General features: G+C 69.9%; 22 protein-coding genes and 1 pseudogene. 16 read left to right on the forward strand and 7 right to left on the reverse strand.

Annotated elements, in window-relative coordinates:
• Positions 1–33: 33 nt before the first annotated feature.
• Complete coding sequence (locus C2L58_RS02320) at positions 34–936, reverse strand: NADP-dependent oxidoreductase (protein WP_103335410.1); 903 nt, start codon at positions 934–936, stop codon at positions 34–36.
• Between the two features lie 152 nt (positions 937–1,088).
• On the opposite strand from C2L58_RS02320, the gene C2L58_RS02325 reads away from it, so the two are divergent.
• From C2L58_RS02325 to mnmA, 4 genes and pseudogenes are all read left to right on the forward strand, one after another.
• Positions 1,089–2,363 (forward strand): LuxR C-terminal-related transcriptional regulator, encoded by a 1,275-nt coding sequence (locus C2L58_RS02325; protein ID WP_103335412.1) that lies wholly within the window; start codon positions 1,089–1,091, stop codon positions 2,361–2,363.
• Positions 2,364–2,407: 44 nt separating this feature from the next.
• A pseudogene (locus C2L58_RS02330) lies at positions 2,408–3,774 on the forward strand (MFS transporter).
• A gap of 64 nt (positions 3,775–3,838) precedes the next feature.
• Positions 3,839–5,035, forward strand: coding sequence for a cysteine desulfurase family protein (locus tag C2L58_RS02335; RefSeq protein ID WP_103335413.1), 1,197 nt, complete (start codon positions 3,839–3,841; stop codon positions 5,033–5,035).
• Between the two features lie 4 nt (positions 5,036–5,039).
• Positions 5,040–6,131 carry a tRNA 2-thiouridine(34) synthase MnmA gene (gene mnmA / locus C2L58_RS02340; protein WP_103335415.1) on the forward strand — a complete coding sequence of 364 codons (1,092 nt, stop codon included), beginning with the start codon at positions 5,040–5,042 and terminating at the stop codon, positions 6,129–6,131.
• 7 nt (positions 6,132–6,138) lie between these two features.
• Here mnmA and C2L58_RS02345 read toward each other — a convergent pair whose 3' ends face one another.
• From C2L58_RS02345 to C2L58_RS02365, 5 genes are all read right to left on the reverse strand, one after another.
• Complete coding sequence (locus tag C2L58_RS02345; protein ID WP_103335520.1) at positions 6,139–7,410, reverse strand: DUF222 domain-containing protein; 1,272 nt, start codon at positions 7,408–7,410, stop codon at positions 6,139–6,141.
• A gap of 193 nt (positions 7,411–7,603) precedes the next feature.
• The gene (locus tag C2L58_RS02350) at positions 7,604–8,056 is read right to left on the reverse strand and encodes a GNAT family N-acetyltransferase (protein WP_103335416.1); all 453 of its coding nucleotides are present in this window, start codon (positions 8,054–8,056) and stop codon (positions 7,604–7,606) included.
• Between the two features lie 10 nt (positions 8,057–8,066).
• Positions 8,067–8,468 (reverse strand): GNAT family N-acetyltransferase, encoded by a 402-nt coding sequence (locus C2L58_RS02355; protein WP_103335418.1) that lies wholly within the window; start codon positions 8,466–8,468, stop codon positions 8,067–8,069.
• Between the two features lie 79 nt (positions 8,469–8,547).
• Entirely contained in the window at positions 8,548–9,591 is a 1,044-nt protein-coding gene (locus C2L58_RS02360; protein WP_103335420.1) for an MBL fold metallo-hydrolase, read from the reverse strand.
• A gap of 104 nt (positions 9,592–9,695) precedes the next feature.
• Positions 9,696–10,520: a phospholipid scramblase-related protein gene (locus C2L58_RS02365; protein WP_103335422.1), complete on the reverse strand. Its 825-nt coding sequence runs from the start codon at positions 10,518–10,520 to the stop codon at positions 9,696–9,698.
• Positions 10,521–10,641: 121 nt separating this feature from the next.
• On the opposite strand from C2L58_RS02365, the gene C2L58_RS02370 reads away from it, so the two are divergent.
• From C2L58_RS02370 to C2L58_RS02385, 4 genes are all read left to right on the forward strand, one after another.
• On the forward strand, positions 10,642–11,679 hold the full coding sequence (locus C2L58_RS02370; RefSeq protein WP_103335521.1) for a methionine synthase: 1,038 nt from the start codon (positions 10,642–10,644) through the stop codon (positions 11,677–11,679).
• An 83-nt stretch (positions 11,680–11,762) separates the two neighbouring features.
• Positions 11,763–12,467, forward strand: coding sequence for a hypothetical protein (locus C2L58_RS02375; RefSeq protein ID WP_103335424.1), 705 nt, complete (start codon positions 11,763–11,765; stop codon positions 12,465–12,467).
• 11 nt (positions 12,468–12,478) lie between these two features.
• Entirely contained in the window at positions 12,479–14,659 is a 2,181-nt protein-coding gene (gene ligA / locus C2L58_RS02380; protein ID WP_103335426.1) for an NAD-dependent DNA ligase LigA, read from the forward strand.
• Positions 14,652–15,146 (forward strand): GNAT family N-acetyltransferase, encoded by a 495-nt coding sequence (locus C2L58_RS02385; RefSeq protein ID WP_103335427.1) that lies wholly within the window; start codon positions 14,652–14,654, stop codon positions 15,144–15,146. Before ligA ends, C2L58_RS02385 begins: the two co-directional genes overlap by 8 nt.
• A 70-nt stretch (positions 15,147–15,216) precedes the next feature.
• On the opposite strand, the gene C2L58_RS02390 is transcribed toward C2L58_RS02385, so the two are convergent.
• Positions 15,217–15,870 (reverse strand): amino acid-binding protein, encoded by a 654-nt coding sequence (locus C2L58_RS02390; RefSeq protein ID WP_043781008.1) that lies wholly within the window; start codon positions 15,868–15,870, stop codon positions 15,217–15,219.
• 236 nt (positions 15,871–16,106) lie between these two features.
• On the opposite strand from C2L58_RS02390, the gene gatC reads away from it, so the two are divergent.
• The 8 genes from gatC to C2L58_RS02430 all read left to right on the forward strand — a co-directional run bounded on the left by gatC (position 16,107) and on the right by C2L58_RS02430 (position 24,119).
• Positions 16,107–16,406: an Asp-tRNA(Asn)/Glu-tRNA(Gln) amidotransferase subunit GatC gene (gene gatC, locus C2L58_RS02395; protein ID WP_013223569.1), complete on the forward strand. Its 300-nt coding sequence runs from the start codon at positions 16,107–16,109 to the stop codon at positions 16,404–16,406.
• Complete coding sequence (gatA, locus tag C2L58_RS02400; RefSeq protein ID WP_103335428.1) at positions 16,403–17,920, forward strand: Asp-tRNA(Asn)/Glu-tRNA(Gln) amidotransferase subunit GatA; 1,518 nt, start codon at positions 16,403–16,405, stop codon at positions 17,918–17,920. The genes gatC and gatA overlap by 4 nt, the downstream gene beginning before the upstream one ends.
• On the forward strand, positions 17,917–19,422 hold the full coding sequence (gene gatB, locus C2L58_RS02405) for an Asp-tRNA(Asn)/Glu-tRNA(Gln) amidotransferase subunit GatB (protein ID WP_103335429.1): 1,506 nt from the start codon (positions 17,917–17,919) through the stop codon (positions 19,420–19,422). The genes gatA and gatB overlap by 4 nt, the downstream gene beginning before the upstream one ends.
• Positions 19,423–19,430: 8 nt before the next feature.
• A complete protein-coding gene (locus C2L58_RS02410; protein ID WP_103335431.1) occupies positions 19,431–19,961 on the forward strand; it encodes a hypothetical protein in 531 nt (176 codons plus the stop codon).
• 312 nt (positions 19,962–20,273) lie between these two features.
• The gene (locus C2L58_RS02415; RefSeq protein ID WP_103335432.1) at positions 20,274–21,344 is read left to right on the forward strand and encodes a Gfo/Idh/MocA family protein; all 1,071 of its coding nucleotides are present in this window, start codon (positions 20,274–20,276) and stop codon (positions 21,342–21,344) included.
• Positions 21,341–22,261 carry a PmoA family protein gene (locus C2L58_RS02420; RefSeq protein WP_103335434.1) on the forward strand — a complete coding sequence of 307 codons (921 nt, stop codon included), beginning with the start codon at positions 21,341–21,343 and terminating at the stop codon, positions 22,259–22,261. Before C2L58_RS02415 ends, C2L58_RS02420 begins: the two co-directional genes overlap by 4 nt.
• Positions 22,258–22,980: a cupin domain-containing protein gene (locus C2L58_RS02425; protein ID WP_103335523.1), complete on the forward strand. Its 723-nt coding sequence runs from the start codon at positions 22,258–22,260 to the stop codon at positions 22,978–22,980. Before C2L58_RS02420 ends, C2L58_RS02425 begins: the two co-directional genes overlap by 4 nt.
• Positions 22,977–24,119 carry a Gfo/Idh/MocA family protein gene (locus tag C2L58_RS02430; RefSeq protein ID WP_103335436.1) on the forward strand — a complete coding sequence of 381 codons (1,143 nt, stop codon included), beginning with the start codon at positions 22,977–22,979 and terminating at the stop codon, positions 24,117–24,119. The genes C2L58_RS02425 and C2L58_RS02430 overlap by 4 nt, the downstream gene beginning before the upstream one ends.
• Positions 24,120–24,244 lie beyond the last annotated feature (125 nt).

Consider the following 24,244-nt stretch of genomic DNA (forward strand, 5'->3'; position numbering starts at 1 on the left):
CCGGCGACAGGCCCGGATTGGGTCCCTTTTCGGTCAGCCGACGGCGATGGTCAACTTTCCGCCAGGGTGCCCATCCTCGCTTTCGACCTGCGCCGCGGCCGCCTCGGCCAGCGGATAGCTCTTGCCCTGTGCGATGCCGACCCCGCGATCGGTCACCCAGCCGGCGATTTCGGTGAGAACATCACGGGTCTGCTTGCCCCCGCTGGAGAACGGGATCCCCAGCTCGAACGCGGCCGCATCGGCGATGGTGACGATCCGGTCCTTGGTGCCCCGCAACTCGACGGACCCCGGCAGCACCCCGTGCCCGGCCGCGTCGAAGACGGCGTCCACCGGCCCGGACGTGACCTCGCGGACCCGCTCCACCCAGCCGTCGCCGTAGCGGACCGGAACGACGCCCAGCGACTTGAGGTCGTCGAGACTCCGGCTTCCCCCGGTCCCGACGACGGTCACCCCCTGCGCGACGGCCACCTGAGCGGCGAACCGCCCGACCGTGCCGCTGGCGCCGAGGAGCAGCAGCGTCTCACCCTCACGAACCCCGAGCAGCCCGAGCACGCGAAGCGCGGTTTCGCCGGCGACCGGCAACGCGGCGGCGTCCGCCCACGAAAGGATCGCGGGCTTCGGCGCGATCGTCTTCGCGAGCGCGTACTCGGCGTAGGCACCGGTCTCCGGCCAGCCGAACACCTCGTCGCCCACGGCGAAGTCCGCGCCCTCCCCGACGGCGTCGACGACCCCGGCGACTTCGAGACCGGGGATGTGCGGGAACGGGACCTGGAAGTTCTGCTGCATGGCGCCGTTGCGGATCTTCCAGTCGATCGGGTTGACCCCGGCGGCCCGCACGGCCAGCCGCACCTGCCCCGGGCCCGGCTCCGGCGCCGGGACGTCGGACAACTGCAGGACTTCCGGTCCGCCGTATGCGGAGAAGGTGATCGCTCGCATGGTGTTTCGCTCCTTGGTTCGTGACCTTCGGTTCGAATGTCCTCCCCCGGAAGTCAACTCGCCCGGCGGAGCCACCGAACCGCCCGGACGAGCAGTGTTCACTAGCCGGACGAGCAGGTCGCCGGACCGCGGACGCGCCTACCTTGGAGGCCATGGACGCTTCCTGGTCGGATCCGCGGCACGTGCTGGACGTCGTCGAGCGGCTCCTGTCGGCACCGCGGCCTCAGTTGCTCAGCCGGTTCACCGCCGAGCTGGCCAAGCTGATCCCGCATCGCGCGGCGGCGATGCAGACGGGCGACTGTCCTCGCAGCCCGCTCAAAGTCATCGGAGACGAAGCGATCACGCAGGCCGTGACGAGCGTCGAGCTGCAACGGCTGGTCGACCGCAGCGCGCCGGGCAAAGCCCTGGTGACCGACGGCGTGCTCGGGGGCACCGAGCGTCGTCTGGTCCTGCTCGCTTCGACGCCGGCCGTCGGCCAGGGCGCGGTGATCGCCGTGGTGCCCGAGGCGGCGGAGCCGCCGCCCGCGGAGCTGGAATTGGCGGCCCGGCTGTGGCACATCGTCAGCACCGACGCGGGCCAACGGGCGACGGACCCGGGCCCGGACGTCCTGGCCGGCAGCCTCGCCGCGGCCTCCGCCCGCGCCCAGGCGATCACCGACCTCGGCCAGACGCACGCGGCAAGCCTGGTCACGCTCCTGTCGGTCCTCCGCTCGAGCCGGCTCCCCGACGCCGTCGCCCGCCGCACCGCGGTCGACCTCGCCGCTGACGCGTTGCTCCAGCTCAAAGGCGTCGTCGACCGCGACCAGGTCCTGTCCGCCGAGCAGGCGGACGCGGCATTCGCCGTCCTCAAGACCCAGCTGGCCGACCTGGTCCGGCACACCGAAGTCGACGTCGACCCCGTCGGCGACGCGTCCCTCCCGCAGGACATCGCCCACACCGCACGGACGCTGACTCGAGGCTTGGTACTCGCGGCGTTGGATCGTGCTGCGACCACGCGCGTGAGGGCCTCCTGGCACGTGGAGGGATCGGTGCTGCGGATCACGGTCCGCGACGATTGCCCCGAAGTGGCCGACGCGGTCCCGCCCCGTGGCCTGACCGAGCGCCTCACAGCCCTCGGCGGCCACTGGGAGGTCGACGCCGTGCCGAGCTGGGGCACGACGGTCACGGCGGCGCTCCCGCTCGGCGTGGTGGAGCCGCCGGAGCTGCTTCCCCTCGATCGGCTCAACCCACGCGAACTGGAAGTCCTGTCGGGCATCTCCCAGGGGCTGCGCAACCGGCAGATCGCCGAACAACTGCAGCTCAGCGAGCACACGGTGAAGTTCCACGTCCGCAACATCCTCGACAAGCTCGACGTCAGTTCCCGAGGCGAAGCGGCCGCGCTGGCCCGCGGCCTGCCACTGGAACCGGTGGTGCGCCGCTCCGCCTGAACCACCTTGACCTCCAGCGTGCTGGAGGTTGCAAGCTGCTGATCATGGCCTCGACGATCGACTCCGCACCCCGTCGCCGAAGCGTGCTCTGGAGCGCGGAACACCGGCTAACCACGATCGCGCTGCTGCTCGTGGTCACGTTGGTCGCGTTCGAGAGCATGGGCGTGGCGACGGCGATGCCCACGCTGGTCGCCGACCTCCACGGGTTGTCGCTCTACTCGTGGCCTTTCACGATCTTCCTGATCTCCAGCGTGGTCGCGACGGTGCTTTCGGGCCGGATCGGCGACCGCCGCGGCCCGGCGCCGGCGCTGCTCGCCGGGCCCATGTTGTTCGCGGCCGGTCTGGTGGTCGCAGGAACGGCGAGCGCGATGCCGATGCTCCTTCTCGGCCGCGCGTTGCAAGGCTTCGGCGCGGGATTGCTCCTCGTCTCGGTCTCCCTCCTGATCGCGCTGACGTTCACCGACCACGAACGTCCGGTCATCTACGCCGCGAACGCGGCCGCTTGGGTCCTGCCCGCGGTCATCGGGCCGTCGGTAGCCGGGTCGTGACGGTCAGCGTCGGCTGGCGCTGGGTCTTCCTCGGCTTGGTTCCGCTCGTGGCAGTCGGCGTGCTGATGCTGGTCGTGGTCGTCCGGCGCTTGCCCACCCACGAGCCCGCCACGGGCGGGCGACGGGCGAGCGTGCCGCAGGCGATCATCGCCGCGCTCGGCGTCGCAGCGTTGACGTGGGCAGCTCAGCACCAGTCACTCGTCGCGCTCGGCTACGGCACGGTCGGACTCATCGCGCTGGGCTACGCGCTCCGGAGGCTGCTGCCGTCCGGGACGTTGACTTCCCGCCCCGGCCTGCCGACCGTCATCGCCTCTCGTGCCCTGATAGCCGGAGCGTACGCCGGGATGGAGGCGTATCTCCCGCTGACGATGAGCGCGGTCCACGGTTACAGCCCCGCCCTCGCCGGCCTGCCACTGACGATCACGGCTTTGGGCTGGTCGGCGGCGTCGGCAGCGCAAGGCCGGTACCTCGACTGGTCGCGAGAGGCATCGCTGCGCACCGGGTTCTGGCTGGTCGCGGCCGGCCTGGTCGGCTTCGGCCTGGTTTCGCAGTCGTGGTTCCCCGGCTGGGTCGCCTTCGTGGCCTGCGCGGTCGGCGGCGCAGGCATGGGGATCGCGATGCCCGCGATCTCCGTCCTCCTGCTCCGCTACTCGCCCGAAGGCGAGCGCGGATTCAACACCTCGGCGATGCAGCTCGCGGACTGGGTCGGCTCTGCACTGCTCATCGGCCTGGGTGGTGTCCTGCTCGGCGCAGTCGGCTCGGTTTTCGACCCGTCGCCGGCGATGACCCTGCTCACGGTGGCCTTGGTGGCGCTCGCGGTGGTGGGCGTCCGGCTGAGCGGGCGGTGGCCGTCAAAGGTGTGACAGGCCACTTCGAGAGCCAGGGTGGACTTCGTCACGCACTGGAGCGGACTACCCTGGAACAGCGATGACTTATCTCGACCATGCGGCGACCACACCGATGTTGCCCGAAGCCATAGCGGCGATGACCGAGGCGCTGCCCACCGTGGGCAACGCCTCGGCGCTGCACTCTTCGGGCCGCCGGGCTCGCCGGATGGTCGAAGAAGCCCGCGAAACCATCGCCGAGGCACTGGGTGCTCGTCCCTCCGAGGTGATCTTCACCGGCGGGGGCACCGAGAGCGACAACCTCGCGATCAAGGGCATCTACTGGGCTCGTCGCGGCGAGCAGAAGCAGCGTCGCCGCGTCCTGTGCGGTGCCGCGGAGCACCACGCTGTGCTGGATACCGTCGAATGGCTCGAAGCCCACAGCGGCGCCGATGTGACGCTGCTCGACGTGGACAGCCAGGGGCGGGTCTCGCCTGACATCCTCCGGGCAGCCATCGCCGCGGATCCCGAGACCGTGGCGTTGGCCACCGTGATGTGGGCGAACAACGAAGTCGGCACGATCAACCCGATCGCCGAGCTGGCGGCGGTGTGCGCCGAGTTCGACATCCCGTTCCACACCGACGCGGTTCAGGCCGTCGGGGCCGCACCGGTCGACTTCGCCGCCAGCGGCGCCGCAGCGCTCACTCTGACCGGGCACAAGCTTGGTGGCCCATTCGGAGTGGGAGCGCTGCTGCTCGGACGTGACGTACCTTGCGCGCCTCTGCTGCACGGCGGAGGCCAGGAACGCAACGTCCGCTCCGGCACCCTCGACGTCCCGGCGATCGTGGGTTTCGCGACTGCGGTCCAAACCAGTGTCGCGTCCCGAGCCGACTACGCGAAGCGCGTCGAGGAACTTCGGGACGAGCTCGTCGAGGCCGTTCAACGTGAGGTACCCGACGCCGTCCTCAACGGTGGAGATGGCGAGAGGCTGCCCAGCCACGCCCACTTCACGTTCCCCGGATGCGCCGGCGACAGCCTGTTGATGCTGCTCGACGCCAAGGGCATCGAATGCTCGACGGGATCTGCGTGCACTGCAGGCGTCGCTCAGCCGAGCCACGTGCTGCTCGCCATGGGGGCTGACCCGGCAGCGGCTCGCGGTTCCCTTCGTTTCTCCCTTGGCCACACATCCACCGCCGCGGACGTCGACGCCGTGGCTGCGGAGATCGGTGGCGTCGTCATGCGCGCCCGGCAGGCCGGTCTCGCCGGAATGCGCAAGCAGACTCAGAAGCAAGAGGTGTAAGGCAATGCGGGTTTTGGCCGCGATGAGCGGAGGAGTGGACTCGGCGGTGGCCGCGGCGCGCGCGGTCGACGCGGGGCACGACGTCGTCGGTGTGCACCTGGCCCTGTCGGCCAAACCGGGAACTCTGCGGACCGGCTCGCGCGGGTGTTGCACGATCGAGGACTCACACGACGCCCGGCGAGCTGCTGACATCCTCGGCATCCCGTTCTACATCTGGGATTTCGCTGAGCGCTTCACCGAAGAGGTCGTTGAAACCTTCGTCGGCGAATACGCTGCCGGACGCACCCCGAATCCTTGTGTCACCTGCAACGAGAAGATCAAGTTCGAAGCGCTTCTCGAAAAGGCGATGGCGCTCGGGTTCGATGCGGTCGCGACAGGTCACTACGCGCGTCTCACCGTGGTAGACGGTGTGCCTGAATTGCGTCGCAGCGCGGACAGCGGCAAGGACCAGTCGTACGTACTCGCCTCGCTGACACCGGAACAACTCAGTCACGCCATGTTCCCCCTGGGTGGCTCCTGGAAGACCGACGTGCGGGCCGAGGCGGAGCGACGAGGTCTGTCCGTCGCAAACAAGCCCGACAGCCACGACATCTGCTTCATCCCGGACGGCGACACCAAGAAGTTCCTGGAGAACCGGCTGGGACAGCGTCCTGGCGAGCTCGTGGACGCGGAAACGGGTGCTGTCCTCGGCCGGCACACGGGGGTGCACGGGTTCACGGTCGGCCAGCGCAAGGGGCTGGGGATCGATGCTCCGGCGCCGGACGGTCGTCCTCGGTACGTCCTGTCGCTCGAACCGGTCTCGGGCTCCGTCAAGGTCGGCTCCGCGGCCGACCTCGGCGTCAAGGTGATCGAGGCTGACCGGGCGATCTGGCCCAGCGGCCGGCCGCTGACCGAACCCACCGAATGCGTGGTCCAGGTCAGGGCCCACGGAGGGATCGTGGAGGCGGTCGCCGACGTGGACAGCGACACCATGACGGTGCACTTGCGCGAGCCGCTGCGAGGAGTCGCTCCGGGTCAGGTCGTCGTTCTCTACCGCCCTGATCCCGGCGATGGAGACGTCGTCCTCGGCAGCGCGAAGATTTCCGGCACCCGCTGATCGTCGGTCACTTCCGGGGCTTCTTCCGGAGCCGGTCCGCCTTTCGGCGGCGGGGGTGCATCGACGGTGGTGTCGTCGAATGGACTTGCCCTGTCGGCGTCGCGACGTTGAGGGTGCCATCCGGCGTGACTTCGTAGTCCCAGCCAAGCTGTCCCTCCAGCTTGCTGTGCCGCGAGCAGAAGGTGACGCCTTGGTCCGCGGCACCTCCGGACTCGCCCTTCGTGCGAGTCGCTTTGATCCCGCAGCTCTGTGCGGGGCGCGTGCATCCGGGCTGCCGGCACTCCTGGTCGCGAACCCTGATGAACTCGTCCTGCTCGAGCGAGTAGCGCGTCGGAGACAGTTCGACCGCGTGACCATTTCGCGGATCGGTGAGAACTCGGCGCAGCGTCGTGTCGGGCCCGCCGATGATGTGCCGAGCCAGCGCAGACGCGATGGGCCCGCGACCGGCCAACGCCGCCGGGGTCTGATTGAGGCCGAGGTAGGTGGCCAGGTCGATGTGCAGGAAGACCTCGGTACGTTCGCTGGGGCCACCTGTGCCGCTGAGCAGCAGATCGATGGCCACGTCCGCTCGGAGCTGATCCAGCGTTCGCGGTTCGTCCGGCGTCTTCAACGCACGGGCTGCTTGGTCGACGCGGGCATAGGCGGCGGTTGCCTTCTCTGTCGGCGCGTTGTTGACCGACAGGTGGGTCACGCCGGTGTCTTGATGGTGCAGGGTGAGTCGCCGCTCGACGAGCTTTCTTTCGGTGCGGAGCGCTGCGCCGTCGGGATCGGCTTGCGCGGCGGCGTAGGTCGCGGCCCGCCGGACCTGGGTGGCGTTCTTTCCCGGCACCCGATCTTCGAGCGTCGCGTCGACGACACGTACGTGATCTCCCGACAGCCATGCCGTCGCATCGGTGACCTTCATGGCGCGATAGAGGTCGAGCTGGCCGTCGTCCATGAGGTTGAGCATGCGGGGGAGGCGGGCAATCAGCGCGTTGGCCGCGGAAACGATGGCACTGGCGCGGTGTTCCGTTATGGACAAGGCCAACGCGACTTCCGAAGACGCGCTGGGCGCCCGTCTCCGTCGCACGCTCAGGTCCGCGATCGCTCTCAGTTGCACCGCTTGCAGTTTCGAGATCTCCGCGTCGGTATCACGGATCAGGTCGACGACCTGGTCGTCTTTCATGTGCTGCAAGGTGTTTGGGTCGGCGCGGATCGATTGCAGCACGAACGGAAGTTCACCGTCGGCGCCCTGAACGGATGCGGGGATGAGCTTGTGGACTGGTTGTGAATGCGTCATGAGCTCGACGGTACGACGGGTTGCGAGGAAAGTCAGCAAAAGGGCGCGAACGGTCCATTCGTGCCCTTCATCTTGACGGATCGCAACTGTTTCGGGATCGTGCGGGTATGCGGACGTCCGCGTGACGATCATGGGAGGGTAAATGTCCGAAATAGACAGTCACTGCTTCGCTCCGGGTAGGGGGCTTCATTGCTCAGAGCTTGAGCTTGAAACCCGTGTGGCTGGGTGCGAATCCGAGCCGCTCGTAGAACCGGCGCGCTTCGGTCCGGGAGGTGTCCGACGTGAGTTGCACCAGGGCGCACCCGCGCCGCCGCGACTCGTCGATCGCCCAGCGGACGAGATCGGCGCCCAGTCCGGTGCCTCGATGGCCGGCGTGGATCCGCGCGGCCTCGATCTGGCCGCGAAGCGCGCCGCGCCTGGCGAGACCCGGAATGATCGTCAGCTGCAAGGTGCCGACCGGCTCGTCGCCTGACACGACGACCACCAAAAGCTGATTCGGATCCGCGTCGATCTCGTCAAAGGCGCGCAGGTACGGCTCGAGGTCGCCGAGGTCGTCCCGGGTGGCGCCGAGCTGGTCGTCCGCCAGCATGCGCACGATCGCCTCGATGTCTTCTCGCCGTGCCCTGCGGATGGTGTTGTCGGCCACGGCGTCAGTATCACAGGACGCGGGTGAATCCTTGGTAGCTGTACTCGAAGCCGAAGCGAGCGTAGAAATCTCGCAGGTCGCCGCGGTTGACGCCCGAATCGAGGTGGACGCGCGCGCACCCGCGCCGGCGGGCTTCGTCGATGCCCCAGGTCAGGAGTGCGCTGGTCACACCGCGCCGTGCGGCGCGGATGCCTTCGAGCAGGCCGCGGGGTGCGCCGTCCCAGGCGAGGCCTCGAAGCACGGTCAGCTGTGCAGTGCCGGCGACGCCGTTGTCGTCCTCGGCCACGACCAGCGTGACGTGCGGGGTGTTCATGAGTTCCCGGAGCGCGGCTGCCAACGGTTCGCCGCGTGCGCCGAACAGGCGCACAAGCGCCTCGATGTCCGTTGCCCGCGCGCGTCTGATGACCTCCATCCCGCCCAGTATGCAGGAGGCTGGACGGCGGACCTAACTGCAACGACGTGGCTACCCGCAGTGCTGGCCGCGTCTGCTCTCAGGTCACCGCGTAACGACGAACCCCGTCGACGGTCTGGGCGCTCAATTTCCCTTGAGATGCCAGGAGATCGAGGTGGGCCGCGGTTTCGAGGACCGCAAGCATCTGATTGAAGGAGTCCATTTCGGACAGTTTGCGGTTGCGGCGAGTCCAGCCGATCCGGTGTGCTGCTTCGTACGCGCAAGTAGCGCCGGCCTCGATTTGGGAGGCGATTGTCTCGAGACGTTGACGATGGTGTTCCAGCAGTTCGTCGACCCGGGTGTGCACGCTTTCGGACACCGGGCCGTGCGCGGGAAGCATGCGGCGGTCCGGCATGGCACGCACCAAGCGGAGCGAGCCGATGAAGTCGTTGAGCGGCAGTTCGGCCGGCACCGGCTGGAACCCGATGGAGGGCGTGATGTGCGGCAGCACGTGGTCACCGGAGAACAACAGGTCGGCAGCGTCGTCGACGAAGACGACATGACCGGACGTGTGCCCCGGAGTGGCGACGACTTCGAACTGGCGTCCGGGCAGGATCGGCCGCGGGCCGGGCGTCAGCCATTCGTCGGGCGCTTCCCAGAGCTCGGCTTCCGTGTGCCGCCGGTTCGTTCCGAACTGTCGGGCTAGCGCTTCCACGACTTCGCCGGCCCCCGCCTGGAACAACAGGTCGACCTGGGCTTCCATCGGCAGGCGGTCGGGATTGCCGGAAGCCTTGAGCGATGGCTCTTCGTCCTGGCCGAGAGCGATCTTCGAACCGAAGTCACGACGCAGGACCACCGCCTGCGAATAGTGGTCCCGATGCACGTGGGTCACGAGGAACTCGCTGACGTCGGCGAGTCCGGCACCGATCCCGCTCAGCGCGTCGGCGAGCTGTTGCCGGGCCACGGTCAGCGCCCAGCCGGAATCGACCAGGACCAGCTTCTCGCCGTCGGTGACCGCGTAGACGTTGACCGCGCGCAAGGCATCGTTGGGCAGCGGCAACGGGATCCGATAGACGCCAGCGGAGACCTCGTAGATTCCGGGCTCGGTCCAGTTCCTGTCGCTGCTTTCCGGCAACGGTTCCACGGTGACCTCCGTCCCGGCGAGACTGCGGCGTCCCGGCCTTTCTTCAGGCTGGGCCGTGCCGGGCCCGCTGTCCACCGGGAGGAGATGAGACGCCGGTCACTCGATCAGTCGGTGTCCTGCTTCAGGGCCGTGTCGATCGTCAAGGCCGCGGCGACCACCATGCTGGCGAGCGGATCCGGCAGCGGGTGAGGGATCTCCACGACGTAGTTGTCGGCCGTGGTAAAGGCGGCTTTGAGGAACCCGCCCCAGGTCTTGGTCACCCGCGCGACCTCGGTGTCGGCGTGGTCGCGGATCGAGAAGTTCCAGGCTCGCCAGTTCTCGGCGAAGATCCCGCCGACGGGCCGGCCGTCGACGATGAAGCCGAACCGGATCTTGCCGAAGACATTCTCCTGGACGATCTCGCCGATCGGCGTCTCGTCGGCCCTGGTGACGAGGAACCGGGACTTGAACACCTTCGCCGGCCGGGTCACCTTGAGCACGGTGCTGTGGTTGGCGTCGCGGACCTCGAACTTGTGGGTCAGGAACTGGTCGTAAGTGGTCAGGAGCCGGATCGCCTTTTTCAGCGTGCTCTGGCCCACCTCGACGACCCCGCCGAGCCGGTTGCCGTTTTGGTCGAAGACCCCGAACTCGTTGGCCATCTCGATCAGCTTGGCGCGCTGGTTGACCACGAGGACCGGCTCGGTGAACAGGGTCCCGCCCCCGGCGCGTGTTCCGCCTCGGCCACGTGTCGCGCGGTTGACCTGGTTCTGGATCCGGGCCGGGTCGTGGGCGCGTTCGATGTCCAGCTCGATCGGCTCGGAGTCGCTCGGGGGCGGGGATGGGGAGGCCGCGCGGGTGTCGGCGGTCCAGGCCCGGCCGTCCCACCATCGGTGCAGACGGGGGTCCCGCGCGTCCGGGTACCAGCCCGGCTGCGGTGGCGAACTCGTCATGGCCGGTCAGCCTATCGCCGCGGACCCACTCATGGCGTCACCGAACGGAAATGCGGTGAATGTCCGCATCTCGACGCCCCGGCCGGTACCGGTGTCGAGGGGTCGACCAGAATCGGTGGTCGTGAGTGAGCGAATCTGGCCCAGCGGAGCCGCAACGGCGATCGGATCGATGCCGGGCGAAGATCCCGCCGAAGCGGCGGCGGTCGTGTTCGGCGAACTGCCCGACTTTCCGCACCTGCCCGAGCTGCCGGCCCGCGGCGTCGGGGCGGACATGCTCGGCCGGACAGCCGCACTGCTCGTCGACCTGGCGGTCGAGGTCGTGCCGAGCGGCTACCGCGTCGCGTCGCGGCCTGGGCACGAGCATCGCCGGGCCCTCGATCTGCTTCGCTGGGATCTCGACGCCGTGCAGGAGGCTCGGGAGAAGTCCGGGGTCACCCCGCCGGTCTTCAAGGTTCAGGTGGCCGGGCCGTGGACGCTCGGCGCCGGGATCGAACTGGCCCGCGGTCATCGGGTGCTCACCGATCGCGGGGCCTTGCGAGACTTCACGGCGTCCCTGCTGGACGGCCTGGCCGACCACGTCGCGGAAGTGCAGGCCAGGACCGGCGCGCCGGTAGTCGTCCAGTTCGACGAACCGTCGTTGCCCGCGGTGCTGGCCGGCGGCCTGTCGACGCCGTCCGGCTACGGGACCGTCCCCGCGGTGCCGGAGCCTGAGGCCCGCCAGCTGCTCACCACCGTGATCGAGGGCGCGCGACGGATCACCGATCGTCCGGTGATCCTGCACTGCTGCGCCGCGAAACCGCCCCTGGGGTTGCTGCGCGAGGCCGGTGCGGACGCCTTGGCCTTCGACCTCGCCGCGCTCGACGGGGCGTCTGCCGCGTTCCTCGACGAGGTCGGTGAGGTGTGGGACGGCGGGGCGACGCTGTTCATGGGCGCGGTTCCGGCGACCTCGCCGACGTCGCCGCCGAGCCTGAAGGATGTCGGAGAGCCGGCGTTCCGGCTGGCCGACCGGCTCGGCTTCAACCGCAGCGTCCTCGCCGAACGGGCGGTACCGACACCTGCCTGCGGCCTCGCCGGTGCGACACCGGAATGGATGCGGCGGGCCCTGGCGCTGACGCGGGACCTCGGCAAAGCCTTCGTGGAGCCGCCGGAAGGCTGGTGACGGAATCCGGCAACTCGCCGACGTCCGCTCCGGCCGGCAAGTAGCGTGTCGGGTAGCCGACCGAACGAGGATCACCCCTGACCATGCGTCTGTTCCGCCGCAAGAGCGCCGCTGCCGATCCGCCCGACCCGCGCACCGCGTGGCCCGAGCAGCCCGTCCCGGACGATCCGCCGGCCGCCGCGGAGGCGTTCTGGCACGGCTGGTTCGAGCTGCTTCCCATGGTCAGCGCGGCGCTGGGTGAGGGCGAGCCGCACCGGGTCGAGTACGAGCTATGCCAGCTGGTCGAGGCGCTGCACCCGCGGCTGCACTTCTCGCTCGAACGCGGTCGCCAGGCGATCTACGCCCTGGTCGTGACCGGGCAGGAAGATCCCGAAGTGCGGCCGTTCACCGACGCGTGGCGCGCGGCCGCGCCGCCGGACGACGCGATCTGGGAGTACCACGATTCGGTTCCGCCGGTGCCCGATCCGACCGAAGTCACGGTGAACCTCGGCGAGCACCGGATCGCGCTGGCCGATGTCCGGGTCGTCGCCCAGGTGGACGACGAGGAGCACGTGGTCGATGTCGCCGTCTTCCACCCGCGCTTCGGCGATCTCGATGACGCCACCCGGCGGACCATGACCTTCCTCCCGCTCGACGCGACATTGGGTGAACGGCTCGCCGCCGAACGGTTACGGCGCGTCGAGACCGCGGAGGCCGAGCCGGCCGGGGCCATCACCCTTCTGGAGCTCCGTGAACTGGTCCGTGGACTGGGCGGCGGACCGGACGAAAATGTCGGTACCTCCAGCTAGGGTTACCACCCGTGAGCAGCACCGAACTTCCCCAGGACCAGGTTGCGGCGGTCGACGCCCCGGTGGCCGCGGAGGACGTCGCCGACGTCCCGGCCGACGTCCGCGAGCGGCACAGCGCCCTCGCCGAGGAACTGCGCGACCACCAGTTCCGCTACTACGTCCTGGACTCGCCGATCATCTCCGACGGGCAGTTCGACGAGCTGCTGGGCGAACTCCAGCGGCTCGAGGAGGCCCACCCGGCGCTTGTCACGCCCGAGTCGCCGACCCAGCGGGTCGGTGGCACCTTCTCGACCGACTTCACCGCGCACGACCACCTCGAACGCATGCTCAGCCTGGACAACGTGTTCGCCGAGGACGAGTTCCTGGCTTGGGTCGAACGCGTCGAGAAGGAGGTCGGGCGCACGGAATTCCTCGCCGAGCTGAAGATCGACGGCCTGGCGATCAACCTCCTGTACGAAAGCGGCCACCTGACCCGGGCGCTCACGCGGGGCGACGGCCGGACCGGTGAGGACGTCACGCTCAACGTCCGCACACTCGACCAAGTGCCGCTGACGCTGACCGGCACCGAGCAGTTCCCGGTGCCCGCCCTGGTCGAGGTGCGAGGCGAGGTTTTCTTCCGCGTCGAGGACTTCCTCGAGTTGAACGCGAAGATGGTCGAGGCCGGCAAGCCGCCGTACGCGAACCCGCGCAACACCGCGGCCGGCTCGCTGCGGCAGAAGGACCCCAAGATCACCCGCGAGCGCCGGCTGCGGCTGATCTGCCACGGCCTCGGCAAACGCGCGGGCTTCGAGCCCCAGCGTCAGTCCGAGGCGTACGACGCGCTGGCCGCTTGGGGGCTCCCGGTGTCGCCGCACAGCAAGGTCCTCACTTCGGCCGACGAGCTCACCGCGCACATCGCCTACTGGGGTGAGCACCGGCACGACGCCGAGCACGAGATCGACGGCGTGGTCATCAAGGTCGACCAGGTGGCGCTGCAGCGGCGGCTGGGCACGACGTCGCGCGCCCCGCGTTGGGCGATCGCATACAAGTACCCCCCGGAAGAGGCGATCACCACGCTCCTGGACATCCAGGTCGGCGTCGGGCGCACCGGACGGGTGACCCCGTTCGCGGTCACCGAGCCGGTCACGGTCGCGGGGTCGACCGTGGCCAGGGCCACCCTCCACAACCAGGAGGAGGTCAAGCGCAAGGGCGTGCTCATCGGCGACCGGATCGTCATCCGGAAGGCCGGCGACGTCATTCCCGAGGTCCTCGGTCCGGTCGTGGACGCGCGCACCGGCGACGAGCGCGAGTTCGTCATGCCCACGCACTGCCCGGAATGCGGCACGGAGCTCGCCTACCAGAAGGAAGGCGACAAGGACATCCGGTGCCCGAACACCCGGTTCTGTCCCGCGCAGCTGCGGGAGCGCCTGTTCCACCTGGCCGGGCGCGGCGCCTTCGACATCGAGGTCCTCGGGTACGAGGCGGCGGTCGCGCTGCTCGAAGCCCGGGTGGTCGCCGACGAGGGCGACGTCTTCGACCTGAACGAGGACAGCCTCGCCGAGGTCGAACTGTTCCGGACCAAGGCGGGGGAGTTGTCGGCGAACGCGCGGAAGCTGCTCGCCAACCTCGACGTGGCCAAGGACCGGCCGTTGTGGAAGGTGCTGGTCGCGCTGTCGATCCGGCACGTCGGGCCGACCGCGGCGCAGGCGCTGGCCCGTGAGTTCGGCTCGATCGAACGGATCGAGCAGGCCACCGAGGAGGAACTTTCGGCAGTCGACGGCGTCGGCCCGACCATCGCCCACGCGACGCAGGAGTGGTTCGACGTCGCCTGGCACCGGGAGATCGTCGAAAAGTGGCGACGCGCCGGTGTGCGGATGGAGGAGGAACGCGACCAGTCGATCCCGCGCCACCTCGAGGGGCTGTCGATCGTGGTGACGGGCTCGCTCGAGGGCTTCTCGCGAGACGAGGCCAAGGAAGTCGTCATGGCCCACGGCGGCAAGGCCGCCGGGTCGGTCTCGAAGAAGACCGCCTTCGTCGTCGTCGGGGACTCGCCTGGTTCGAAATACGACAAGGCCATTCAGCTCAAGGTGCCGGTGCTCGACGAGGCCGGCTTCCGCGTCCTGCTCGAGCAGGGCCCCGACGCGGCGCGGGAGGTGGCGCTGCCGGCCGGCGACGAGGCCACCGAAGAAGAGGCTGGGGAAACGGATGGGTGACGTCGAGATCAGGCCGCCGCGGCCTGAGGAGTACGCCGCGGCGGGCGAAGTCACGGTGCGGGCATACGCGGCCGATGGCCACTTGGCCGACGACGTCGGCTACGAGGCGATGTTGCGTGACGTCGCGCGCCGGGTCGAGAAGGCCGAGGTCCTGGTCGCCGTGGACGCGGCGAGGGTGGTGGTCGGGACCGTGACCGTCGTGCACCCAGGGTCCGAATACGCCGAGGTCTCGCGTCCGGGCGAGCTGGAGTTCCGGATGCTGGCGGTGGCGCCGTCGGCGCGTGGCCGCGGTGTCGGCGAAGCCTTGATCAAGGCGGTGTTCGACCGCGCTCGCGCACTGGGTCTCCGCAGAGTGGTGCTCAGCAGCGTCGACCGGATGCACAGCGCGCATCGGCTCTACGAACGCCTCGGGTTCACGCGCCTGGTCGAGCGGGACTGGCGGCCGTTCCCGCACATCTCCCTGATCGCCTACCAGATCGACTTCTGACCTGGGCGTTGTCGAGAAAGGGACGAGCCCACGCGGACTCGTCCCTTTCGGCGACGTGACGGGCTTCTCGCTAGCCGTCGAGGACGACCGCGACGATGCCGGCGAGGTGGGCGAGCCGGGCGACCTCGGCGGCGCGGAAGTTCGGCCCGCCCGGGCGGGCGACGAGCAGCGCCTTGCCCGGCTTGCCGAGCGGGGTCGCGGCGAGCTCGGTGCCGAGCTCCTTCCACGTCTCCGGGATCCAGGCCTCCTCGCTGTCGAGGACCGTCGCGCGTTCCAGCGGCAGCCACGGCAGATCGGTGATCGGGGTCTCCGGGGCCGCGCTGGACGAGGCCAGCCGGACCGCGCCGGTCTCCGAATGTTCGACGATCATCGCCCAGCCGGCGCGCACGATCCGGGGAACGCCCTCGGCGAGGATGTCGAGGCCGGATTTCGGCTGCGCGGCGATCTCTTCCACGAGCTCGAGCTCGCGGTGCGTGTCCAGGACGCCCGCGTAGGGACGGACCGCATCGACTTCGACGCCCTCGACACTCTCCGCTGCCGTGATCAGCGCGTCGGGCAGACGACCCGACGGGAGCTCGACCACCAGGTCGTCGACGGCGACTCCGCTGCCGCGCTCGACGACGTCCACGCTGAGGATGTCGGCGCCTACCGTGCCGAGCGCCGTGGCGACCGCGCCGAGGGTCCCCGGGCTGTCCGGAAGGAGGACCCGGATCAGGAACGACACCACGCGCCCCTCTCACCTCTGGCGTCCCAGCCTTGCCGTGGGACGCTCGATGCCGGTCGCCGATTGTGACAGACGCACCCGGCTCGCGGGACCTGTTGTCCGCCGGGCGGGATGTGAGCGTCGCCGGACGGCAGCCGGCTTGCGCCGGGCGTAACCCAGTCGAGTCCGCCCGCGCCGCCACCATAGACTTGCAGCTTCCGAGACAACCCGCACAGCACAACCCGGGAGTCACCCGCGTGCCCAACATTTCCCGAGACGAGGTCGCGCACCTCGCGAAGCTGGCCAGGCTGGCCGTGACCGACGACGAGATCGACGTCTTCGCCGGCCAGCTCGACCAGATCCTGGACTCGGTGGCCAAGGTGAGCGAGGTCGCCGCCGCCGACGTGCCGCCCACGTCGCACGCCGTGCCGCTGACGAACGTCTTCCGACAGGACGTCGTCGTCCCCGGGCTCTCGCAGCAGCAGGCGCTGGCCGGTGCGCCGGCCGCCGAAGACGGCCGTTTCCGGGTGCCGCGGATTCTGGGGGAAGAGCAGTGACCGAGCTCATCAAGCTGACCGCCGCGGAGCTGGCGGGCAAGATCCACTCGCGCGAGGTGTCCGCGGTCGAGGTCACGCAGGCCCACCTGGACCGGATCGCCGAGGTCGACGACCACATCCACGCGTTCCTGCACGTCGACACCGAGGGCGCGCTGGCCGCGGCCAAGGCAGTCGACGAAGGCCTCGCCGACGGTAAGGCGCCGGCGTCGCCGCTGGCCGGCGTGCCGCTCGCGCTCAAGGACGTCCTGACGACCGAGGGCGTGCCGACGACCTGTGGTTCTAAAACGCTCGAAGGCTGGCTGCCGCCGTACGACGCGACGGTGACGCGCAAGCTGCGCGAGGCCGGCGTCGTTATTCTCGGCAAGACGAACATGGACGAGTTCGCCATGGGGTCGTCGACCGAGAACTCCGCGTACGGCCCAACGCACAACCCGTGGGACCACGCCCGCATCCCGGGCGGGTCGGGCGGTGGCTCGTCGGCGTCGATCGCGGCGTTCGAGGCCGCCATCGCCATCGGCACCGACACCGGTGGGTCGATCCGGCAGCCTGGGTCCGTCACCGGCACCGTCGGGGTCAAGCCGACCTACGGCGGCGTCTCGCGGTACGGCCTTGTCGCTTTTTCGTCCTCGCTCGACCAGGCCGGGCCCTGCGCGCGGACGGTGCTCGACGCCGCCCTGCTGCACGAGGTCATCGCCGGGTACGACCCGCGGGACTCGACCTCCATCGACACGCCGGTGCCGCCGGTGGTCGCCGCCGCCCGGCAGGGCATGACCGGTGACCTGAAGGGCATCAAGGTCGGCGTCGTGAAGGAGTTCGGCGGCGACGGCTACCAGCCGGGCGTGCTGCGGTCGTTCCAGGCCGCGGTCGAGCAGCTGCGGGCGCTCGGCGCGGACGTCGTCGAGGTGTCTTGTCCGAATTTCGTCTACGCGCTGCCGGCGTACTACCTGATCGCGCCGAGCGAGTGCTCGTCGAACCTCGCGCGGTTCGACGCCATGCGCTACGGCTTGCGCGTCGCCGACGACGGCACGCACAGCGCCGAAGAGGTCATGTCGCTGACGCGGGAGAAGGGCTTCGGCGCCGAGGTCAAGCGGCGGATCATGCTGGGCACCTACGCGTTGTCGTCTGGCTACTACGACGCCTACTACGGCTCGGCGCAGAAGGTGCGCACGCTGATCACGCGTGACTTCGACGCCGCCTTCGAGCAGGTCGATGTCCTCGTTTCGCCCACGACGCCGACCACGGCGTTCAAGATCGGCGAGCGCGTCGACGACCCGATGGCGATGTACCTCGCCGACCTGTGCACGATCCCGTCGAACCTCGCGGGCAACGCCGCCATGAGCGTGCCGAGCGGGCTCTCCGACGAGGACGGCCTGCCGGTCGGGCTGCAGATCATGGCCCCGGCGCTCGCCGACGACCGGCTCTACCGGGTCGGCGCCGCCTACGAGGCCGCCCGTGACGCCGCCGCCGGTGGGGCGCTCATCCACAAGGTCCCGGAGCTGGGAGGAACGAAGTGACTGCCGTGGCCGAGTTGATGGACTACGCCGACGTCGTCGAGCGGTTCGACCCCGTGCTCGGGCTTGAGGTGCATGTCGAGCTGAACACGCTCACGAAGATGTTCTGCGGCTGCCCGAACGAGTTCGGCGGCGAGCCGAACACGAAGGTCTGCCCGACCTGCCTGGGCCTGCCCGGGGCGCTGCCGGCCGTCAACGGCAAGGCCGTCGAGGGGGCCATCCGGATCGGTCTCGCGCTGAACTGCGAAATCGCCGAGTGGTGCCGGTTCGCGCGGAAGAACTACTTCTACCCGGACATGCCGAAAAACTTCCAGACCTCGCAGTACGACGAGCCGATCGCCTTCAACGGCTACCTCGACGTCACGCTCGACGACGGCGAGGTCGTGCGCGTGGAGATCGAGCGCGCGCACATGGAGGAGGACACCGGCAAGTCGCTGCACGTCGGCGGCGCCACCGGGCGGATCCACGGCGCCGAGCACTCGCTGCTCGACTACAACCGGGCCGGCGTGCCGCTGATCGAAATCGTGACGAAGCCGATCGAGGGCACCGGTGAGCGGGCTCCCGAGGTCGCACGGGCGTACGTGAGCGCGCTGCGGGACCTGCTTCGCGCGCTCGACGTGTCCGACGTCCGGATGGACCAGGGCTCGCTGCGGTGTGACGCGAACGTCTCGCTGATGGCGAAGGACGCGACCGAGTTCGGGACCCGGACCGAGACGAAGAACGTCAACTCGCTGCGCAGCGTCGAGCGCGCCGTCCGCTACGAAATGACGCGGCAGGCGGCCATCCTCGCCGAGGGCGGTTCGATCAAGCAGGAGACGCGGCACTTCCAGGAGGCCGACGGCACCACGTCGCCGGGCCGGACGAAGGAGACCGCCGAGGACTACCGGTACTTCCCGGAGCCCGATCTGGTCCCGATCGCGCCGTCGCGAGAATGGGTCGAGGAGCTGCGCGGGACGCTGCCGGAGATGCCTTCCGAACGGCGGAAGCGGATCCAGCAGGAATGGTCGCTTTCCGACGAAGCCCTGCGTGACCTGCTGAACGTCGGTGCCGTCGAGCTCGTCGCGGCCACCGTCGAGGCCGGCGCGTCGCCCGATGACGCCCGTGGCTGGTGGGTCAACACCCTCGCCCAGGAGGCCAACGCCCGCGAGGTCGAGCTGTCCGAGCTGGCGATCACGCCGGCTCAGGTGGCCGAGGTAATCGGGCTGGTGACGTCCGGCGAGCTGACGAACAAGCTGGCGAAGGAAGTCGTCCAGGGCGTGCTCGCCGGCGAGGGCGAGCCGCGGGAAGTCGTCGAGAAGCGCGGGCTGAAGGTCGTCTCGGACGACTCGGCGTTGCTCGTGGCGATCGATGAGGCCCTCGCGGCGCAGCCGGACGTCGCGGAAAAGATCCGTGGCGGGAAGGTCGCCGCGGCGGGCGCGATCGTCGGCGCGGTCATGAAGGCGACCAAGGGGCAGGCCGACGCCAAGCGGGTCCGTGAGCTGATCATCGAGCGCGTCGGTTCCTGACCGGTTTCATGACACGACCGGGATTCGTCAAAAGCGTCACCTGGCGCGAGTGGCTCGGCCTAGCGGCCGGGCTGCTCGCGTTGGGCTCGACGTTCCTGCCGTGGACCACGCTGACCGCTACCAGGCCCGATATCGAGAGCATCCTCGCGCAGCTGCCCCACGGTGACGTCGTCCGCGACGCCTGGCACTCCAGCTTCTTCTCCTGGTGCCCGCCGCTGCCGTTGCTGCTGGCCGGGCTGGTCGTGGTCGTTTTCGGGCGAATCCGGACCCTGCGGTTCAGCGGCCTGCCGCAGCTGTGGCTGGTGGTCGCCGCGGCGTCGCTGCTGCTGATGGTGCTGGGCTGGGTCACCCTGGACTGGGAGTTCGACGCCGATCAGCGCGGCATCTTCGAGGCCGCTGGGGTCGCCATCGGACCCGGCCTGGGCCGGGTCCTCGGGCTGTTCGCGGCGCTGGTGTCCGGTGTTGCCGCTTTCCTGGACATGCGGGCGATGCGGGCCGAGAGCCGTCAGCCGCGGAAGACCCGCAGCAAGAGCGGCTGATCTTCGTGGGCGCGCGGACCGCTTGGGTGCGAAGTACCTCAGCGGCGCTCGGCCCACTTCGGTAAGAGTCCTACCGCTGGAGAATTTCCGACGGGCTGCGGGAGTCGTCCGACCGGTTGATCGCGGCCGCTGACAACGTTGACATCGTAGTTGCCCGTTGCATGAGAAAGCGCTTTCTGGAACGGTCGGAGACGCGCAGCCCGGGACGCGGAGATCGCCGTCCCGTGGGTGGCGGGCGGCGCGGACAGGCGCTGCTGGGGCGCCGGAGGCCGTGGAGGGAGACCCGGGTTGGCTCAGGGAAAGCGCTTACGGGTGGCCGTCACCGGAACCGGGGCCATCGCGGAGAGCCACCGGACCGCCTTCGAGGTCCACCACGAAGACGTCGACATCGTGGCCGCCGCCGACGTCGATGAGGCACGGGTGGCCGCGTTCTGCGCCGGGACCGAGCACGCCAAGCCCTACCGCGACCTGGGCACCCTGCTCGCCGAGCAGGAACCGGACCTCGTCTCGATCTGCACGCCGCCGAGCCTGCACGTCGAGCAGACGAAGAGGGCGCTCGAGAGCGGGGCCTGGGTCTGGTGCGAGAAGCCGCCGTGCCGGTCGCTCGCCGAATACGACGAGATAACCGTTGCCGAACGGGACGGGGGCCCGTACGCCGCCTTCGTCTACCAGCAGCGGTCCGGCTCGGCCGCCGCGCACTTCCGGGACCTGCTCGCGGGCGGGGAGCTGGGGCGCCCGCTCGTCGCGCACTGCCAGACCACCTGGTACCGCGATGCCGCCTACTACGCGGTGCCGTGGCGGGGGCGCTGGGAGACCGAGGGCGGCGGGCCGGCCATGGGCCACGGCATCCACCAGATGGATCTGCTGCTCCACCTGCTCGGCGACTGGGCCGAGGTGCGCGCGATGACCGCTCGGCTGGTGCACGACGTCGAGACCGAGGACGTCTCCACCGCGCTGGTCCGGTTCGAGTCGGGGGCGCTGGCGACCGTCGTCAACAGCGTCCTGTCGCCGGACGAAGTGAGCCGGATCCGGATCGACTGCGAGCTCGCCACCGCGGAGCTCACCCACCTCTACGGGTACGGCGTCAAGGACTGGCGCTACACCCCGGCGCCGCACGTCGCCGGGGATGCCGTCGAACGCTGGCACACCCCGGCCGACGACGTCGGCAGCTCGCACGCCGCTGCGTTCACGCCCATCCTCGCCGCCCACCGGGCCGGACGGCGGCCGCCGTGCAGCGGGGACGACGGGCGGCAGGTGCTGGAGTTCGTCGCCGCGCTGTACAAGTCCGCGTCCACCGGGCTCGGGGTGCGCCGCGGGGAGATCGGGCCGGATGATGCCTTTTACCGCTCGATGGCCGGTGCCGCGACAGGAGCCCGCCAATGAGTGCGGCGATCACGGTGACCCACCGGCACGGCGAGCGCGTTTCCGTCGAAGCGGGCGGCGTCCAGCTGATGTCCTACGTGTACAAGCCCGACCCGGTGGCCTTCGAGTCGTGCAAGCCCTACGCCCACCCGCTGCGGACCCTGGGCGGCCGGCGCGTCAGCGGGTACCGGCCCGCCGACCACCGGTGGCACAAGGGCCTGCAGATGACGTCGAGCCACCTGTCCGGGCAGAATTTCTGGGGCGGCCACACCTACGTCCCCGGCGACTGGTACCAGGAGCTGCCCGACCGCATCGGTTCCATGCGGCACGACGGATTCGCCGGCTTCACCGTCGGACGCGACCGGCTGAGCTTCGCCGAGGACCTCACCTGGATCGCCAACGGCGGGGACGAGTGGGCGCGGGAGCGGCGCGACATCGTCGTCCACTCGGTCGAGCCGGACGAAGGGGCCTGGGCGCTCGACTGGGGTATCGAGCTGACCAACCTCCGCGACACCTCGCTCGTGTTCGGCAGCCCGACCACCGCCGGCCGCGAGCGGGCCGGGTACACCGGCCTGCACTGGCGGGGGCCCCGGGACTTCGGCGGCGGCCAGGTCCTGGGCCCCGGCGACCTCGAGGGCGAGGCGATGATGGGCGCGCAGGCGCCGTGGCTCGCGTTCGTGGGCGAGCACGACGACGTCGACGCGCATTCGACGCTGGTCTTCGCCCATGCGCCAGAAAACGACAAGGCGATCCACGAGTCGCACTGGTTCGTGCGGGCCGAGGAGGCACCCATGGTCGCCTTCTCGTGGGCGTTTTTTGACGAATTCGAACTGCCGCCGGGCGAAAGCTTCGCCTACCGGTACCGGATCGTCGTCGCCGATGGAGCCTGGGACCGCGACCGGGTGACCCGCTACCTCGACGGGCACGGGTGGTCATGAACGATTTTCCGCTACCGGGTGGCATCGGCGTCTCGCACCTGCGCGCCTACGACTGGGCGGCCGAGGACGGCGTCTGCGGCGGCAGCCCGCACCTCCACCTCGCCTGCACCGAGGCCTACGTCGTCACCGGGGGCCGGGGTGCCGTCCAGACCCTGAGTGTCGGCGGCTACGCGGAGACGCCTCTGACGGCCGGAGTCATCGCGTGGTTTGCGCCCGGCACCGTGCACCGGATGGTGCAGGACGACGACCTGCGCGTCACGGTCCTGATGCAGAACAGCGGGCTGCCGGAAGCCGGGGATGCCGTCTTCACCTTCCCGCCCGAGGTGCTCGCCGACGCGGCCGCCTACGCCGAGGCCGCGGCGTTGCCGAAAACCGACGACGCCGCGCGGCAGCGGCGTGACCTGGCTATTCGCGGGTACCTGCCGTTGCGGGACGCCCTGCGGGACGGCGATCCGGAACCGTTGCGGGCATTCCACCGGGCGGCCGTCGCGCTCGTCGCGCCGAAGGTCGCAGAGTGGGTACCGCGCTGGCAGGCCGGGGCACTGCGGGCCGCCGAACTGACCGGGGCGCACCTCAAGGCGCTCGCCGACGGCGACGGGAGCCACCTCGACCGGTCCGGCCTGCGGGTCGCGACGCCGTCGAACCCGGACGGCTACGGCATGTGCGGCCGCCGGGCCGAATACGACATCCCGCTCGACCAGGAAGGTTTGCAGAGATGAACCAGTCCAGCATCGGAGTGCTCCTCAACGGGGTGACGGGCCGGATGGGCTACCGGCAGCACCTGCTCCGGTCGGTCCTGGCGATCCGCGAACAGGGTGGCGTCGCCCTCCCGGACGGCAGCCGCGTGCAGCTCGAGCCCATCCTCGCCGGGCGCAGTGCCGCGAAGCTCAAGGACCTCGCCGACCGCCACGGCCTGACGGCGTGGACCACCGACCCCGGCTCCGCGCTGCAGGACGTCGAGATCTACTTCGACGCGCAGCTGACGTCGGCGCGCGAGCCGTCGGTGCGGGAAGCCATCGCGGCCGGCAAGCACGTCTACGCCGAAAAGCCCCTCGCCGAGACGCTGCCGGCGGCGCTGGAGCTGGCCGGGCTCGCGCGGGACGCCGGGATCTGCCACGGCGTCGTGCACGACAAGCTGTTCCTGCCCGGGCTGCTCAAGCTGCGGCGGCTGATCGACGGCGGGTTCTTCGGGCGGATCCTGTCGGTGCGCGGCGAGTTCGGCTACTGGGTGTTCGAGGGCGACTGGCAGGAGGCGCAGCGCCCGAGCTGGAACTACCGTGCGGAGGACGGCGGCGGGATCGTGCTCGACATGTTCTGCCACTGGAACTACGTGCTCGAGAACCTCTTCGGCCGCGTCTCGGCGGTGACGGCGAAGGCGGTGACGCACATCCCGCGCCGCTGGGACGAGCAGGGGGAGGCGTACGCGGCGACGGCGGACGACGCCGCGTACGGCATCTTCGAACTGGAGTCGGGGGTCATCGCCCAGATCAACTCGTCGTGGTCGACGCGGGTTTTCCGTGACGAACTGGTCGAGTTCCAGGTCGACGGCACCGAGGGCAGCGCGGTCGCCGGGCTGCGGCGCTGCCGCGTCCAGCACCGCTCGGCGACGCCGAAGCCCGTCTGGAACCCGGACCTGCCGGCGACCGAGCCGTTCCGCGACCAGTGGCAGGAGGTGCCGGACAACGCCGAATTCGACAACGGCTTCAAGGCGCAGTGGGAGGAGTTCGTGCGGGACGTGGTCGCCGGACGGCAACACCGGTACGACTTCTTCTCGGCCGCCCGCGGTCTGCAGGTGGCGGAGGCCGGGCTGACGTCGTCGGCCGAAGGGCGGCGGGTGGAGCTGAAGCCGCTGAGCTGACGGTCGGCGGACGACCGCGGTTCGGCACCGGCTGCGGTAGTGCGGGGACCGGTTGGGTGGTGGTCGCGCGCGGCCGGTCCTGGACCCGCGCGGCGCGGGTCATGCCGTGGTCGATAATCGGCGAC

This window comes from Amycolatopsis sp. CA-126428, assembly GCF_002904335.1.
Lineage (GTDB): Bacteria > Actinomycetota > Actinomycetes > Mycobacteriales > Pseudonocardiaceae > Amycolatopsis.

Coding starts and splice junctions, on each gene's coding strand:
- C2L58_RS02345 (WP_103335520.1), bottom strand. CDS start 7,410: ATGACGCATTCACAACCAGTCCACAAGCTCATCCCCGCATCCGTTCAG.
- C2L58_RS02385 (WP_103335427.1), top strand. CDS start 14,652: ATGGGTGACGTCGAGATCAGGCCGCCGCGGCCTGAGGAGTACGCCGCG.
- C2L58_RS02325 (WP_103335412.1), top strand. CDS start 1,089: ATGGACGCTTCCTGGTCGGATCCGCGGCACGTGCTGGACGTCGTCGAG.
- C2L58_RS02375 (WP_103335424.1), top strand. CDS start 11,763: ATGCGTCTGTTCCGCCGCAAGAGCGCCGCTGCCGATCCGCCCGACCCG.
- C2L58_RS02420 (WP_103335434.1), top strand. CDS start 21,341: ATGAGTGCGGCGATCACGGTGACCCACCGGCACGGCGAGCGCGTTTCC.
- C2L58_RS02365 (WP_103335422.1), bottom strand. CDS start 10,520: ATGACGAGTTCGCCACCGCAGCCGGGCTGGTACCCGGACGCGCGGGAC.
- C2L58_RS02320 (WP_103335410.1), bottom strand. CDS start 936: ATGCGAGCGATCACCTTCTCCGCATACGGCGGACCGGAAGTCCTGCAG.
- C2L58_RS02430 (WP_103335436.1), top strand. CDS start 22,977: ATGAACCAGTCCAGCATCGGAGTGCTCCTCAACGGGGTGACGGGCCGG.
- mnmA (WP_103335415.1), top strand. CDS start 5,040: ATGCGGGTTTTGGCCGCGATGAGCGGAGGAGTGGACTCGGCGGTGGCC.
- C2L58_RS02425 (WP_103335523.1), top strand. CDS start 22,258: ATGAACGATTTTCCGCTACCGGGTGGCATCGGCGTCTCGCACCTGCGC.
- C2L58_RS02410 (WP_103335431.1), top strand. CDS start 19,431: ATGACACGACCGGGATTCGTCAAAAGCGTCACCTGGCGCGAGTGGCTC.
- C2L58_RS02355 (WP_103335418.1), bottom strand. CDS start 8,468: ATGGAGGTCATCAGACGCGCGCGGGCAACGGACATCGAGGCGCTTGTG.
- C2L58_RS02335 (WP_103335413.1), top strand. CDS start 3,839: ATGACTTATCTCGACCATGCGGCGACCACACCGATGTTGCCCGAAGCC.